Annotated in this window: 6 protein-coding genes; 2 read left to right on the top strand and 4 right to left on the bottom strand. The window is 69.0% G+C overall.

Annotation, left to right across the window (positions count from 1 at the left end; all coding sequences use genetic code 11):
• Nucleotides 1-129 precede the first annotated feature (129 nt).
• Both AC5WAM_RS09215 and AC5WAM_RS09220 read left to right on the top strand, forming a co-directional pair.
• Nucleotides 130-6,999: a polymorphic toxin-type HINT domain-containing protein gene (locus AC5WAM_RS09215; protein ID WP_495523543.1), complete on the top strand. Its 6,870-nt coding sequence runs from the start codon at nt 130-132 to the stop codon at nt 6,997-6,999.
• On the top strand, nt 6,996-7,391 hold the full coding sequence (locus tag AC5WAM_RS09220; RefSeq protein ID WP_495522259.1) for a DUF5958 family protein: 396 nt from the start codon (nt 6,996-6,998) through the stop codon (nt 7,389-7,391). The genes AC5WAM_RS09215 and AC5WAM_RS09220 overlap by 4 nt, the downstream gene beginning before the upstream one ends.
• A 1,257-nt stretch (nt 7,392-8,648) precedes the next feature.
• On the opposite strand, the gene AC5WAM_RS09225 is transcribed toward AC5WAM_RS09220, so the two are convergent.
• From AC5WAM_RS09225 to AC5WAM_RS09240, 4 genes are all read right to left on the bottom strand, one after another.
• Nucleotides 8,649-9,404, bottom strand: coding sequence for a class I SAM-dependent methyltransferase (locus AC5WAM_RS09225; RefSeq protein WP_495522260.1), 756 nt, complete (start codon nt 9,402-9,404; stop codon nt 8,649-8,651).
• 287 nt (nt 9,405-9,691) lie between these two features.
• Nucleotides 9,692-12,130, bottom strand: a complete 2,439-nt coding sequence (locus tag AC5WAM_RS09230; RefSeq protein WP_495522261.1) for a SpoIIE family protein phosphatase — start codon at nt 12,128-12,130, stop codon at nt 9,692-9,694.
• A gap of 180 nt (nt 12,131-12,310) precedes the next feature.
• Nucleotides 12,311-14,728 (bottom strand): MFS transporter, encoded by a 2,418-nt coding sequence (locus tag AC5WAM_RS09235; protein WP_375256648.1) that lies wholly within the window; start codon nt 14,726-14,728, stop codon nt 12,311-12,313.
• Between the two features lie 336 nt (nt 14,729-15,064).
• Nucleotides 15,065-15,508, bottom strand: a complete 444-nt coding sequence (locus tag AC5WAM_RS09240) for an SRPBCC family protein (RefSeq protein ID WP_242725931.1) — start codon at nt 15,506-15,508, stop codon at nt 15,065-15,067.
• Nucleotides 15,509-15,592 lie beyond the last annotated feature (84 nt).

Below are 15,592 nucleotides of genomic sequence, written 5' to 3' on the forward strand. Positions count from 1 at the left end.
GGGCAGTCAGGCATGCCGCTCTACCGGCGGTATACAAGGGATCTGAATCATTCAATGAACGGCATATCCAGACCACGCCGTGGCCACAAGGGGCTACGGCGAAGAGTGGCAGTGGCGGTGTCCGCTGTGATGGTGGGCACGCTGCTGCAAGCAGCCACCACTTCCACGGCGACCGCAGACAGCGGCGGACGTCCCGGGCTTCCCTCCGCGGAGAAGCCCGTCGCGGGCCGCGACGGCGCCAAGACCGAGCCGCGCAAGACGGACCACGCTCCTACGACACCCTCGCGGAAGCCCAAGGCCGCTTGGCCGCGCCCCGGCTCCGCCGTGGTGACCGTCCCGGATGCCGCGCCGAAGACCGCTGCCGCACCCAAGCGGGCCAAGGGGCTGCCCCTGTCCGTCGGCGCCCCGAAGGCCGTTGCCACCCGTTCCGCCAGCCGCAGCGCGACCAAGCCCGGTCCCGCCGCACGCGGCGACGTCGAGGCCCGCGTACTGAGCCGCAAGGCAGCCGAACGAGCAGGCGTGAAGGGCCTGCTGTTCACCCTCGAATCCGGAGACCGCAAGGCCGACAAGGCCGGTACGGTCCAGACGAAGGTCGACTACTCCAGCTTCGCCGAGGCCTTCGGCGGCGGCTATGCCTCCCGCCTCACCCTGGTCGAGCTGCCCGGCTGCGCCCTCGACGCGCCCTCGAAGGACAAGTGCCGTACCGGCAAGCCGGTCCGCACGGTCAACGACACCGAGAAGCAGACCCTGACCGCGAGCGCGGTCACCCTGCGCGCCTCCGGCCCGACCGTGCTGGCAGCGGTCGCTGAGGAAGGCGGGAAGAACAGCGACTACAAGGCGACCTCGCTGTCCCCGTCGGCGAAGTGGGACACGGACCTGCGCACCGGTGACTTCTCCTGGTCGTACGACATGCCGGTACCGGAGGTACCGGGTGATCTGAAGCCGAACGTGGGCCTGTCGTACTCCTCGGGCTCGATGGACGGACGCACCGGCAACACGAACAACCAGTCTTCCTGGGTCGGTGACGGCTTCGACCTGTGGCCCGGCTACATCGAGCGCCGCTACAAGGGGTGCGCCGATGACGGGCAGAAGAACGCGGACGGCAACAAGCCCGGCGACCAGTGCTGGGACTACGACAACGCGTTCATCACCTTCAACGGCAAGGGCGGCGAGCTCGTCCCGGCCGGGGACGACGAGTTCAAGTTCCAGCAGGACGACGGCAGCCGCATCAAGAAGCTCGCGTCGACCAACCGCGGCAACGGTGACAACGACGGCGAGTACTGGCGCCTGACCGACCCCGAGGGCGTGCGGTACTACTTCGGCTACAACCGTCTGCCCGGCTGGAAGGACGGCAAGGCTGCCACCAATTCCGCGTGGACGGTGCCGGTCTTCGGCAACGACAGCGGCGAGCCCTGCCACAAGGACTCCTTCGCCGAGTCCTGGTGCCAGCAGGCCTGGCGCTGGAACCTCGACTACGTCGTCGATCCGCGCGGCAACGCCATCGCCTACTACTACGACGAGGAGAAGAATTCCTACGGCCGCAACCTCAAGGCCACGGACGACACTCCCTACACGCGCGGTGGCTCCCTGGAGCGCATCGAGTACGGCCTGAAGTCCTCCTCCATGTACGGCGGCAAGCCGCTGGCCAAGGTCGACTTCACCACGTCGGAGCGGTGCATCGTCGACAGCAAGACGGACTGCAAGGACATCGAGAAGGACGCCTTCTACTGGTACGACACGCCGTGGGACCTGAACTGCAAGGCGGGCAGCAAGTGCGACAAGGGCCGCCTGTCCCCGTCCTTCTTCACCCGTAAGCGCCTGACGGGCGTGACGACCCAGGTCCTCAAGGGCGACACGTACAGCAAGGTCGACTCCTGGAAGCTGCGCCACCGCTGGGGCAAGGCGGACGTCGACTACCAGCTGCTGCTCGGTTCGGTCGAGCGCACCGGCCACACCGCCGAGCCCGCGGTGACGCTGCCGCGGACCACGTTCTCCTACACCCAGCTCGAAAACCGCCTGGACAAGATCGGCGACGGATACGCCCCGTTCATCAAGGACCGTCTGTCCACCATCGCCGACGAGTCCGGCGGTCAGGTCGACGTGAACTACTCGGCCCCGGCGTGCAAGTGGGACGCCCTGCCCACCCCGCAGTCCAACACCACCCGCTGCTTCCCCCAGTACATCGGCGGAGACTCGGGGGACGACCCCGAGAAGCAGTGGTTCAACAAGTACGTGGTCACCTCCACGACCACCACCGACCGCACCGGCGGCGCTCCCGACGCCGTCACGACGTACGACTACCTGGGCGACGCGGCCTGGCACTACGACGATGACGACGGTCTGACGAAGAAGAAGTTCAAGACCTGGTCCCAGTGGCGCGGCTACGGACACGTCCGCGTGAAGACGGGCGGCCAGGGCGGCGGCGACGCACTGAAGACGCAGCAGGACTCCTACTTCCTGCGCGGCATGGACGGCGACCGCAAGGAACCCTCCGGCGGCACCAAGTCCGTCGACGTCGGGCTCGGCAACGACGAGGGCGACCCGATCACGGACCACGAGTCGGCCGCCGGCGTCGAGTACAAGACCGTCGCCTACTCCGGCCCGGGCGGCAAGGTGCTGTCCAAGACCGTGAACCGCCCCTGGCACCATCAGACGGCGAAGAAGGTGCGCGACTGGGGCACGGTGACCGCCAACCTCACCGGTGTCTCCCACAGCAAGACCTGGACGTCGCTGGACGACGGCGCGGGCAAGGACTGGCGCACCACCTCGGTAGCGACGGAGTACGACACCGTCGCGGGCCGCCCCGTGGAGGTCGACGACCGCGGTGACAGCACCACGGCCTCGGACAACCAGTGCACCCGCACCACGTACGCCACTAACGCCGACAAGAACATCCTGATGCTGCCGTCCCGTGTGGAGACGGTCACAGGCGCGTGCGCCGACAAACCGGATCGCGCCAAGGACGTGGTCTCCGATGTACGGACCGCCTACGACGGCGGTGCCTATGGTGAGGCCCCTACCAAGGGCGATGCCACGGCGACCGCCACGCTGAAGAAGCACGACGGTTCCAAGGCCACCTATCTGGAGTCCGGCGCGACCTTCGACGACTACGGCCGCCAGCTGACGGCCACCGACCTGACCGCCGACGTCACGGTCACCGGCAGCGGCGACCCCGTCCGCAGCGTGCGCAAGGACGGCCGCACCGTCACGACCAGCTACAGCCCGGCCACCGGCTTCGCGGCCAAAATCACCGAGACGACGCCGCCGGCGAAGGCCGCCGATCCGGACTCGGCGCAGACTTCGGTCACGGAACTGGAGCCGCTGCGCGGTCAGCCGACTGCCACGGTGGACACCAACGGCAAGCGCACCGAGCTGAGCTACGACGCGCTCGGCCGCTCGTCCAAGGTGTGGCTGCCCGACCGCCGCACCAGCCAGACCCCGAGCCACGAGTTCACGTACTTCGTCGACGAAGGCAAGCCGGTCGCGGTCCGCACCCAGACCCTGAACAACAACGGCGGCCAGATCCCCTCGTACACGATCTACGACGGGTTCCTGCGTGAGCGCCAGACCCAGGCGGTCGGCCCGGACGGCGGCCGCATCCTCTCCGACACCTTCTACGACGAACGCGGCCTGGCCGCCAAGACGTTCGCCCCCTATTACACCGAGGGCAACCCGAACCGCGACCTGTTCAAGCCGGACAACGCCCTGAGCGTCGAGTCGCAGACCCGCACCACCTACGACGGCCTGGGCCGTCCGGTCGAGCTGCGTCAGATCGCTGGCAACGGTGACGGCGGCAAGGTCCTGGCCACCACCAAGACCATCTACGGCGGCGACCGCACCACGGTCATCCCGCCCGAAGGCGACACGGCCGCCACCACCCTCATCGACGCGCGCGGCCGGACCACAGAGCTGCACCAGCACCACAAGCGCAGCGCCGACGCAGAGTTCGACACCACGAAGTACACGTACGCTCCGCGTGGCGAGCTGACGAAGGTGACGGACCCGGCTGGCAACACGTGGTCTTACGGCTACGACCAGATGGGCCGTCTGACAAGCACCGACGACCCGGACAAGGGCAAGACGACCACCACGTACGACGACCGCGGCCAGGTCACCAAGACCGAGGACGCACGCGAGACCGTCCTGGCTCACGTCTACGACAACCTCGGCCGTGCGACCGAGCTGCGTGAGGGTAGCCCCACCGGTGAGCTGCGCGCGAAGTGGGTCTACGACACCATCGACGGGGCCAAGGGCCAGCTGGCCGAGTCCACGCGTTACGTGGACGGGGCCGCGTACACGTCCAAGGTCACCATGCTCGACTCCCTCTACCGGCCGATGAAGTCCGCCGTGGTGATCCCCGAGAAGGAAGGCGCGCTGGCCGGCACCTACCAGACCGGCACCCAGTACCTGACCTCGGGACTCGTCGGAGGCATCAGCTACTCCAAGGCCGGCTCCCTGCCCGGCGGCAGCTACAACACCACCTACGACAAGGAGACCCTGCGCCCCCTGTCCGTCCTGGGCGACGGCCTCAAGGCCGACACCAGCTACTCCCTGACGGGCAAGCCGCTCCAGTACACGCTGGGCACCTCCGGCGGCAAGAAGATCTGGGCCACCAACACCTACGAGTGGGGCACCCAGCGCCTGGCCACCTCCCGCGTCGACCGCGAGGACCAGCCGGGCGTCGACCAGCACGACACCTACCGCTACGACGACGCGGGCAACGTCCTGTCCGTCTCGGACGTCTCGCGCACCGGTACCGACACCCAGTGCTTCAACTACGACTACCTGCGTCGCCTCACGGAGGCGTGGACCCAGGGCGACAAGACCTGCGGCGCCGCCCCGGCCGGTGACAAGATCGGCGGCCCGGCTCCGTACTGGCACTCCTACACCTACGACAAGGCAGGCAACCGCCTCACCGAAACCCTGCACGACACCAGCGGCGCCACCGGCGACAAGGCCAAGGACGCCAAGCGCAGCTACGACTACCCCAAGCCCGGTGCCCCGCAGCCGCACACCCTGACCTCGGTCACCACTCAGCAGCCCGGCGGGACCGCCACCAAGGACTCCTACGGCTACGACGCGACCGGCAACACCACCACCCGCACCCTGCGCGGCGACACGCAGAAGCTGACCTGGGACGCCGAGGGCCACCTGGCCAAGGTCACCGAACCGGATGCCAGTGGGAACCGCAAGGCCAAGACCACGGAGTACCTCTACGACACCGACGGCAACCGCCTGATCGCCCGCACCCCGACGGGGACCACCCTCTACCTCGGCCACACCGAAGTCACCCTCCCCAAGGGCGCCTCCAAGGCCAAAGCCACCCGCTACACCCCCCTGGGCGGCGGACACGAGGCCGTCACCGCTGACGACGGCACGGTCACCTTCACCACCGCCGACCACCAGGGCACCGGCCAGCTCTCCATCGCGGGCGCGGACCTGAAGCTCAACCAGCGCCGCACTCTGCCCTTCGGCGGACCGCGTGGCGAGCAGCCCAAGGCCTGGCCCGGCACGAAGACGTTCGTCGGCGGCACCGACGACACGGCCTCCACCGGCCTGATCCACCTCGGCGCCCGCGAATACGACCCCACCACCGGCCGCTTCATCTCCGTCGACCCGATCATGGACCTGACGGACCCGCAGCAGATGAACGGCTACGCCTACGGCAACAACAGCCCGCTGGTGTACTCCGACGCGACGGGCCAGTTCTCGATCTCCAACATCATCGGCGGTCTCGGTAGGTCACTTAAGAGGGCAGCCAACAAGGTTGTCTCCTATCTCAACTCGGACAGCAACGCCAGCAGAAGCTTCGGTGGTGGCGGAGGCGGCAGTAGGAACATCGGCGGCGGCTACTGGGGCGGCAGCGGATCCACGAGCAACGCCCTGTACACCGGCGGTGGTGGCGGCCATGTGTCTCAGGCCGGATTCGGAATCGACGATGCACTTGGCTCCCTGAACCATGGCATCCCTCGCCTGCTGAATAACTTCTTCTCCAGCGGCGGCGCAAAAGACGTGCCGAAGTTCATGCTTCCCGACCTCAACTCGTGGAAGACCTGCGGTACGCACCCCGGCGTCACAGTGGAATGCGCCGAGACCGGCATGGATCTCATTCCATGGGGCAAGGCCCTCAAGCCGTTTAAGGGTGCGCTCAAGGGCCTCAAGAAGGCAGAGAAGGGGGAGGAAGCAGCAGGTAAGGCGAGGAAGGGGATTCCATCCGGCTGCAAGTGCTTCCTGGCCGGCACCGACGTCCTCATGGCCGACGGCTCGACCAAGAACATTGAGGACGTCGAACTCGGCGACAAGGTTCTGGCCACTGACCCGGAAACCGGGGAGACCAGCGAACGCGAAGTCACCGCGACCATCGTCACCGACGACGACAAGCAGTTCACCGAACTGACCATCGCCACCCCCGACGGCCCAGAGAAGCTCACCGCCACCTATGAGCATCCCTTCTGGTCCGTCGACCAGAAGGACTGGATCGAGGCCAGAGACCTCAAGCCCGGCACGACCCTGCGCACGGACGACGGCCGCACCGTCACCGTGGCCGCCACCCGTCAGTACCGGGACCACCAGCGCACCTACAACCTCACCATCGAGGGCCTGCACACGTACTATGTGCTGGCAGGCGAGACGCCAGTTCTGGTTCACAACTCCAATGGGTGGTGCGGACCTGGCCTTCGAACGGCAGCGGAAGCCGGCATCAATCCGAATAACGCCAAGCGAATTCAGAATGCCGCCGACAAAGCCGGGCAGCCAATCGTTGTGGTCGGCAGTCGCGCAAACGGAACACCCAACCCGGCATCGGACTGGGATTACATCCTGTCTGGCCCGTCCAGGAACCGTCACAGTGTCAAGAATTCACTGCCGAGAGGAACGGGAGATGGCGAGGGGAGCGGACGCGGGAGAGACTTCTGGCAAAGCTACAATCCGAACCGCCCAGACTATGCAGAGCTGGACAAAAATAAGCCCTACGTCGTATTTGAGCCCCGGAGCAGGTGAGCACTTTGCAAGCATCAGAGCGAATCATCAACGAAGCCGCCCAAGGGCTCCGGAGTCCGGAGGACGCTGTCGCCTGGTTCTCTTCACTGGAACAAGTTGATCAGAAGGCAGCACTGCACGAGGTTGTTCGCTACGCCATGCAGGCACATGCGACAGCGAGCGACGCACGTGAGGGGCTTCTGCGATCAGGCGTCAAGCCAACCATGACTCCGGCTGTACTGATCGTCCGCGAACCGATTATCGAACAAATGGGGAAGATTATAAATCTTCCCCCCGCAGAGTACGTGAAGTCTTTTCGTGTTCTCTTGTCCACGTTCACCGTGGCTGACTCCCGACGAAGAGAAGCAGAGTGTCGGGGAAGTTGCAGCCACCCCTGGCACAACCTGTCGTAGACACCGACACCACCAGCACACCGAAAAGTAGATTTCTGAGGATTTCCGAGTTAATTCGGGCGCGCATGGGGAGCCCCCGTCGAGCAGGCCATCGGCGGGGGCTCCCGGGCGTTAGTCGGCAACGCTGGTCAGGTGAGGACTGACGGCAGAAGCGAACTCGATTTTGATTGATCACAACGACTACCTGGATGTTCGCTCCCGTGGCGCAGCCACCTTCGACCTTGATGCCAGATTGCCCAGCCAGGTCTTCAAAAATAGTGCAGAGGACTCGCTGTTTTGTGAGTTCGACGCCGCCCTCTCCGGAGTTCTGGCCGGCGCTCTGCGCGATGGCACGATGACGGGATGTCGAACTGATGGTTCTTGAGCCGGGTGGCGATGTGTTCTACTTCCCGGAGTACGGGATGTACCCGGCGATGCCGCTGTCCGTCGACGCTGACATGGACGACTACTGGGCCACGATCAGATACGAGCCGGACGGCAAAATCATGGATCGATCGCGATCTCGGCGAACGTTATTGCCGTGACTGGACCCTCTGAAAAATGGGGGTTCTGGGGCGAGAGGGATCCCGAAGTTGCAGTTTTCCGAGGTTTCCCAAACACGGTCGCACAGAATGAACGGCACAGGAAGTTCGGGCCCTTCCTGGACGCATCAGGAGCGTTGGAGTCGTATCTCCCGCTGGCCTTCGCGGGTCAGGCCGTTCCGGACGACTACGCCTCAACCCTTACCAGCAACTACGGACCTATGAACGGGCGAGGTTCCTTGCCAAGTTCTACGATGCGGCCCAGAGACTGAGAGTCACGCAGCAGATCACTTCTGCACATTTGAAGCCCCGTCAGGTGAATCCTGGCGGGGCTTCTGCATGAGGTGACGCGGTGATTGACGGCAGAGTCAGCAGACGGGGCAGCGGTCCAGCGGTTGGACGCCGTCAGAGCAGGCCGACATAGCAGTCGGCGGCGGAGACGGCACAGGCGTACGGATCGGTCTGTCGCACGGAAGCAGGACGACCGCGAGGCGACGGCTCACGGGGAGAACCGTCAGCGCTGACCGGCAACGACTACGAACTGCCTTGTCAGACAGGGCCAGCAGCAGTGCCGATGGCCGACGCGGTGGGCATGCATGGAATTCACCGGCCTCACATGTCCCTATCCGGCACGCCCGCAGGACAGGCCACAGGAGCACACAGCCGAGACGAGGGTCTCCACGCCTCGAAACCGTACGCGGTCGCGCCGACCCCGTGCCAGGCCTGTGGATAAGTCTCACTGGTTCAGACCACTGGAGCCTGTGGACACGTCGGTGCGGCCCGCCACCAGCCAGGTGGACGGCAGCTCGATGCGGGTGCCGTCGGAGGTGAATTCGGTCGTGGACAGGGGGATTTCCCCACTGGCCAGGATGGTCAGGCCCGCCGCGTGGACGTGGTCGAGGAGTTCCGCGTCGGCGACCTCGGCGGGGGTGAGCCCATGGGCGAAGATCGGCGCCAGCTTGGGCGGCGGGCCGCCCGCGCTGCGGGCCAGGCCGGCGAGCAGCGGCCCCGCGGCCTCGGCCGGCTCGACGACGAAGGCCCGGCCGCGTTCGCCGATGAGCGTCGCGAGGGACTCGGCCAAGGGCCCGCGGTCGGCGGGCTCGCACTGGTGGAGGACGCCCCGCACGTACACGTTCACGTCGCCGAGTTCTGCGTGCAGTTGCTCGGCCGTGCTCTTCTCCGCCACGTCGAGCTGGCGGTACTCGGCCTGTCCCGCGGGGTCCGCGCGCCGGGCGTGTTCGATCGCGGCGGCCGCCAGGTCGAGGCCGAGGACGCGTGGGAAGCGGTCGGCGAGGAAGCGGGTCTGGGTGCCGTTGCCGCAGCCGACGTCGACGAACGGCAGGCCGGGCGCGGCCACGTGCGGCTCGAACAGGGCCAGGTGCAGGCCCACGGTCAGGGCGGGTTCCGCGTCCCAGAAGACGGCACCCTCGTCCTCGGGTGCCTCGCTCCAGAAGCCCTCCCACGCCTCCCGGTACCGACTCGTGACGCTCATGCCCAGCTCCCCAGGGTGTGACCGGTGTGACCGGTGCCGCCGAAAGCGACGACAAGATCGGTCTACCGCTCAGGGGGGCGCTCGACAAGCCACACGCGCGCACCTTCACGGCGCTTTCGATACGCGTTCCCCGGGCGTGTGCCCGCGTACCGGCGCGCGGGACGGGGCGCGGGGCGCGGCACGCGCCCCGGATCGGTCCATCGCCCCGGATCGGTCCACCGGCGCGGAACGGGCCACCGGCGCGGCCCGGCCTACCAGCGCGGCTCGGCCCACCGGCACGGCTCGATCTACCGGCGCGGCGCCTCCAGTTCGAACCACACCGTCTTGCCCTTGCTGCCGCTGCTCGTGCCCCACTCCTTGGCGAGCCGCGTCACGATGCGCAGGCCGCGCCCGAACTCGTCGCCCGGCCCGGCGTTCAGGAGCGTCGGCAGCGTCGGGTCCTCGTCCTCGACCTCGCACAGGACCCGGCCGGAGCGGACCAGACGCAGCCCGACGCGGCCTCCGCGAGTGTGCCGTACGGAGTTGGTGACGAGCTCGCTGACCAGCAGGGTCGCGGTGTCCTCCAGGTCGTCGAGGCCCCAGGCGCGCAGTTGGCGGCGCACGAGCTCGCGGGCCCTGCTGACCTCGGAGGGGTCCGCCGCGAGCCGCCAGTGCCCGACGTCCTCGGAGGCGACGCCGTTCAGCCGGGCCATCAGCAGGGCCACGTCGTCCTTGCGCCCGCCCCGGGTGTTGAGCGCGCGGATGATCGTGTCGCAGGCCGCGTCCATGGACGCGGCGGGGTGGGCCGCGGACTCCACGAGCGTGGCGAGGCCGACGCCTATGTCCTCGCCGCGCACCTCGACGAGCCCGTCGGTGCACATCAGCAGCCGGTCGCCGGGCGCGACCCGGACCCGGACGGACTCGAAGGGCACGCCGCCGACCCCTATGGGCGCCCCGGTCGGCAGGTCGAGGAGCTCGCTGCGGCCGGAGCGGGCGCGGACCAGGACGGGCGGGATGTGGCCCGCGTTCGCCAGGTGCAGATCGCCCGCGATGGGGTCGTACACCGCGTACAGGCACGTCGCCAGGTAGTGCTCGCCGAGCCGCTGCGCCAGGTCGTCCAGGTTCCGCAGGAGCTGGGCGGGCGGCAGGTCGAGCGCGGCCATGGTCTGCACGGCGGTGCGCAACTGGCCCATCATCGCGGCCGAGTTCAGGCCGTGGCCCATGACGTCGCCGACGACGAGCGCCGTTCTCGCGCCGGGCAGCTTCACGGAGTCGAACCAGTCGCCGCCGACCCGGCCGAGCAGGGTGCCGGGCAGATAGCGGGTGGCGATGTCGCAGCCGGACATCCGGGACTCTATGTGCGGCAGCATGCTGTCCTGGAGGGTGTCGGCGACCGACTCCTGGTACGTGTACATGCGCGCGTTGTCCAGGACGAGGCCCGCGCGGGCGGCCAGTTCGGCTCCGGTCACGCGGTCCATGTCGTTGAAGACGGGCCGCTCCCGGTGGCGCAGCAGGATCATGAAGCCGAGCACCACGTTGCGTGCCTTCAGGGGCACGACCAGCATCGAGCGGTGGTTGATGAGCGGACGGATGTCGCGCTTCTCGAACTGGGAGGCGATGGCGTTGCCCATCTCCTCGGTGATGCGCGGGACGAGGACCGGATCGCCCGACGTCATGCACTGGAAGAACGGCGTGTGCGAGGGGAACGGCATGGACTCGCCGACGGGCACGACGTCGTCCCAGCGGCCCGGTTCGTCGGTGTGCTCCACGGCGACGCGGTGCCACAGCGTGGTCTCGTCCGGCACGCCTTCGGGGAAGCCCTCGCCCGCGACGACCTGCTCGCGCAGATACGTGCCCGCGACGTCGGTGAAGCGCGGCACGACCGCCTTGCTGACCTCCTGGATGGTGCGGGCCAGGTCGAGCGAGGAGCCGATGCGCGCGCTCACCTCGTTCAGGAACTCCAGGTGCTCGCGGACCGCCGCGTACTCCAGGTCGTCGGCGTCGTCGGCGCCCTGTGGGTCCGGCGCGAGCCCGGCGGCGGCCGCCTCGGCCGCGCGCTGCTTGCGCGCCTGGCGCTCGGCCCGCCGCGGTACGCCCCAGTCGGGCGTGACGGGCACCCGGTCGTGCTGGCTGAACTCCAGGACCGGATAGCCCAGTTCCAGGATCTGCGACACGATGCGGGCGCTCTCGGCCACGCTCATGCTGGGCAGGATGTCCGGGAGCCGTCCCGCGAGATCGTCGGCCCCGGGGAAGTCGGTGTGCAGCGCGAACCCCGGGGCTATGCGCTCCACATGGGCGGGGTCCACGTCGTCGCCCCGGGCCAGGCGGGCCGCGTCCGCGGCGAGCACGAGCATCCGCTCCGGGCCGGGGCCCACCAGCGGATAGGCCCACCACAGCACGTCGACGCGCTCGCCGTGCCCGCCGCCGCTCGCCGACGGCGTCAGCCGGGCCCGGCCCGCGGCCGGGTAGGAGATGTGCCCGTCCAGGGAGTTGCCCAGATCGGGCCCCAGGGCGTCGTACGTTCCGTAGCGCGTCCCGTCCTGCGGCGGCAGCGCTCCGGAGACGGGCAGCAGATCGCCCGCCGGACGGCCCACCGCGTCGTCCCTGACGTAGCCGAACAGACGGCGCGCGCCGGCGCTCCAGTGGGAGACGAGGCCGTCGCCGTCGATGACGACAACGGCCAAGGGGATGCGGCCGGACGCGGCGCTGTGCGCCACGGGCCCGTCGTCCGGGGTCCCACGCTCCATGGCCAAGGCTCCTTCCCACGGCACGGCAAGATCTGCACCGCCCCTCAACCACCGTACGGCCGGGACGGGTTGTCACGCGCTGCCTTGCGCGAATTGGCCGCGCGGGGAGCCATACTGTCCGGTCCTCTCGGTCCGCCGGGCCGCCCGTCCCGCTCGGCCTGTCGGACCCGGTCGTTCCGGTCAGTCCTCGTGGCCCAGCTGGAGGTCCCGCTCCGTCCGGCCGCCACCGGCGACCTGGAGGACCGTGGCGACCGGCGGGTAGCCCGCCGCGATCACCGTGTACTCGCCGGACGACAGGTCGACGAACCGGAACGTGCCGTCCACGCCCGTGGTGAGCGTGTCGACGACGTTGCCCGCGGCGTCCAGGAGCGTCACGCGCGCGTCCTCGACGGGCCGCCCGCCGGTGGCCCGCACGGTGCCGCGCAGCACGGCTCCGCCGGCGAGCTCGATGTCCTGGCGGGTCTCCCGGGAGGCCTGCACGCTGACGGGCAGGGCCGCGGGGCGGAACGCGGGGGCGCTCGCGGCGAGGGTGTACTCACCGGCCACCAGCTCCGTGATCACATAGCCGCCCTCGCGTCCGCTGCGGGCGGTGGCGACGACGTCGCCGCGGACGTCGGTGAGGGTCACGGCGGCGTCCCGTACGGGCGTGCCGTCGGCGGTGCGCACGGTCCCGGCGAGCCGCCCGGCGCCGCCGAGCACGACGTCGAGCTCCACGGGGCGCTCGCCGACGGTGACGGTGACGGCCTGCGGCTGGTGCCCGCCCGCCGCCGCGATCAGCACGAACGACCCGGACCCGGGGGTGGCGAGCGCGTACCGCCCGTCGTCGCCGCTCGCGCCCCGGCCGATCTGCTGGCCCGCGACGTCGATGAGCGTCAGGGCGGCGCGGGGCACCACGGTGCCGTCGGGGTGCTGCACGGTGCCGCAGACGGGGACACCGGCGACGTACGGGGAGCGGGCCTCGGGGATGACCGGAGGCTCGGCGAGGGAGGCGTGGGGGGACGCGGCACTGGACAACAGGGGTGTCTCCTTGAGGAAGAAGGCGAACAGCAGGCCGAGGACGAGCACCGGCACCAGGTAGAGGAAGATCCGGGGCATCGCGTCGGCGTACGCCTGGATGTAGCCCTCGCGCAGGTGCGCGGGCATCACGTGGACGACCTGCGGGGTGATCGATTCGGGATCCGGCAGACCGGCGGTGTCGGGCAGCCGGTCGGCCAGCGCGTCGGTGAGCCGGTTCGCGAAGAGCGTGCCGAACACGGCGGCTCCGACGCTGCCGCCGATCTGCCGGAAGTAGTTGTTGGCGCTGGTGGCGGTGCCGAGGTCGGCGGGCCGCACGGCGTTCTGCACGGCGAGCACCAGGACGGGCATGACGAGGCCGACACCGGCGCCGAGGACGGCCATCCAGACGCTGTAGTGCAGCCGGGGCGTGTCGGCCTCCAGGCGCGAGAGCAGGTACATGCCGATCACCGACAGGACGCCACCGATGATGGGGTAGATCCGGTAGTGCCCGGTGTGGCTGATGAGCTGGCCCGCGACGACCGAGGCGCCGACGAGGCCGCCCATCATCGGCAGCATGAGGAGACCGGATTCCGTGGCGCTCGCGCCGTCGACCATCTGGAGGTACGTGGGCAGATAACTGGCCGCTCCGAAGAGGGCGATTCCCACGACGAGCCCTACAAGACCCGTGATGTTGAAGACCGAATCACGGAACAGGCGCAGCGGGATGATCGGTTCTGCCGCGAACCGTTCGACGACCAGGAAGAGCACGCTCGCCACGACCGCTCCGGCCGCGAGCCCCAGGATGACGCGCGAGCCCCACGCGTACTCGGTGCCGCCCCAACTCGTCAGGAGCACCAGACAGGTGGAGGCCGCCGTGAGCAGCAGCGCGCCGAGCACGTCGAGCCGCCCTCGGGCGGCGGGCTTGGGCAGCTTGAGCACGAGCGTGACGACGGCGAGGGTGACCAGGCCGAACGGCACGTTGAAGTAGAAGCACCAGCGCCAGGAGACGTGGTCGGTGAAGAACCCGCCGAGCAGCGGCCCCGCTACGGACGCGAGGCCGAACGCGGCCCCGATCACGCCCATGTAGCGTCCCCGCGCGCGTGGGGGCACGATGTCCGCCATGATGGCCTGGACGCCGATCATCAGGCCGCCCGCGCCGACGCCCTGGAGGGCGCGGAAGGCGATGAGCTGGTCCATGGTCCGCGACCAGCCCGCGAGTGCGGAGCCGAGCACGAAGACGACGATCGCGAACTGGAAGACGCCCTTGCGCCCGAAGAGGTCGCCGAGCTTGCCGTAGATGGGCAGGCCCACGGTGGACGTGAGCAGATACGCGGTGATCGCCCACGACATCCGGTCCAGGCCGTGCAGTTCGCCGACGATCTTCGGCAGCGCGGTGGCCACGATCATCTGTTCCAGGGCGGCGAGCAGCAGGGCCAGCATGAGGGCGAAGAACACCATGCGCACCCGGCCGGGGCTCAACTCCCGCGGCGTCGGCCCCCGGTCCTCCGGGGGTGGTGGTTCCTCGGCCGCGTCCGCCGCCGGGGGCCGGGTGGCCGCCCGTTCGTCGTGCTCCGCGCTCATCGCCAGCGTCGTCCCGCCCACCTGATGCTCCCCTCGTCACGCCTGCGCCGCCCATTTCTCGCATTACGCGACAACTGCGAGCAAGCGCGACGAGTCCCCCCGAGAGGTGCACCGGCGCACGTAAGCGCCGGTGGGAGCCCTACGGCGCACCACCGGACCGCGCCGGAAACCACTCGAAACGGTGAGCGTGGGAACAACCCTGATGGCTTAAACGGGAGTTGGGGCCGGTGCGACACGGCTCCGTGTCGCACCGGCCCCAACTCCCCTGCCGGGTGCGGCGATTTCTCGCCGCCGTTCCTCACCTCAGGCCGGGCGGCCCCGACTGCCCGTCGGCGCCCCGGCCGGTCTCGGCTCCGGCTACTTCTCCACCTCGGCGGCGAGCTTGTCGAGGACGGCGTCGTAGATGCGGGCGAGGCCCTTGGGGGCGAAGGTCTTCTCGAAGAAGCCGCCGATGCCGCCCGCGCCGTTCCACACCGTGGAGACGGCCACGCGCGCCTTGCCCTCACCCGCGGGGGTCACGCGCCAGGTGGTGACCATGGACGAGTTGCGGTCCTTCTCGACCAGCTCGCCGTCGGTGGGCTCGCTCACCTCGAGCAGGCAGTCGCGGACGCGCTTGCTGGTGGCCTGGAGCTTCCAGTGGACGAGGGTGCCCTCGCCGTCGCCGCCCTCGCGCACCTCGTACTCGCTGAAGTGCTCGGACAGGACCTTCGCGCGCGTGCCGCTGTAGTCGGCGAGCGCATCGAAGACGTCCTCCGGCCGCGCCGTGATGATCCGCTCCGTGGTCGCCTCGACCTGCGCCATGGCACTTCCTCCAGTTGGTGTCTCAAAGGTTCGACCGTCACCCAACCACCCCGTGCGGCGGCGCCCCAAATCGGGTCCCCCTCA

It is taken from the genome of Streptomyces sp. JLYT201, from assembly GCF_059448825.1.

What these genes read in the sequence shown, in the direction of transcription:
- AC5WAM_RS09215 (WP_495523543.1), top strand. Translation starts at nt 130, where the DNA reads ATGGTGGGCACGCTGCTGCAAGCAGCCACCACTTCCACGGCGACCGCA.
- AC5WAM_RS09225 (WP_495522260.1), bottom strand. Translation starts at nt 9,404, where the DNA reads ATGAGCGTCACGAGTCGGTACCGGGAGGCGTGGGAGGGCTTCTGGAGC.
- AC5WAM_RS09230 (WP_495522261.1), bottom strand. Translation starts at nt 12,130, where the DNA reads ATGGAGCGTGGGACCCCGGACGACGGGCCCGTGGCGCACAGCGCCGCG.
- AC5WAM_RS09240 (WP_242725931.1), bottom strand. Translation starts at nt 15,508, where the DNA reads ATGGCGCAGGTCGAGGCGACCACGGAGCGGATCATCACGGCGCGGCCG.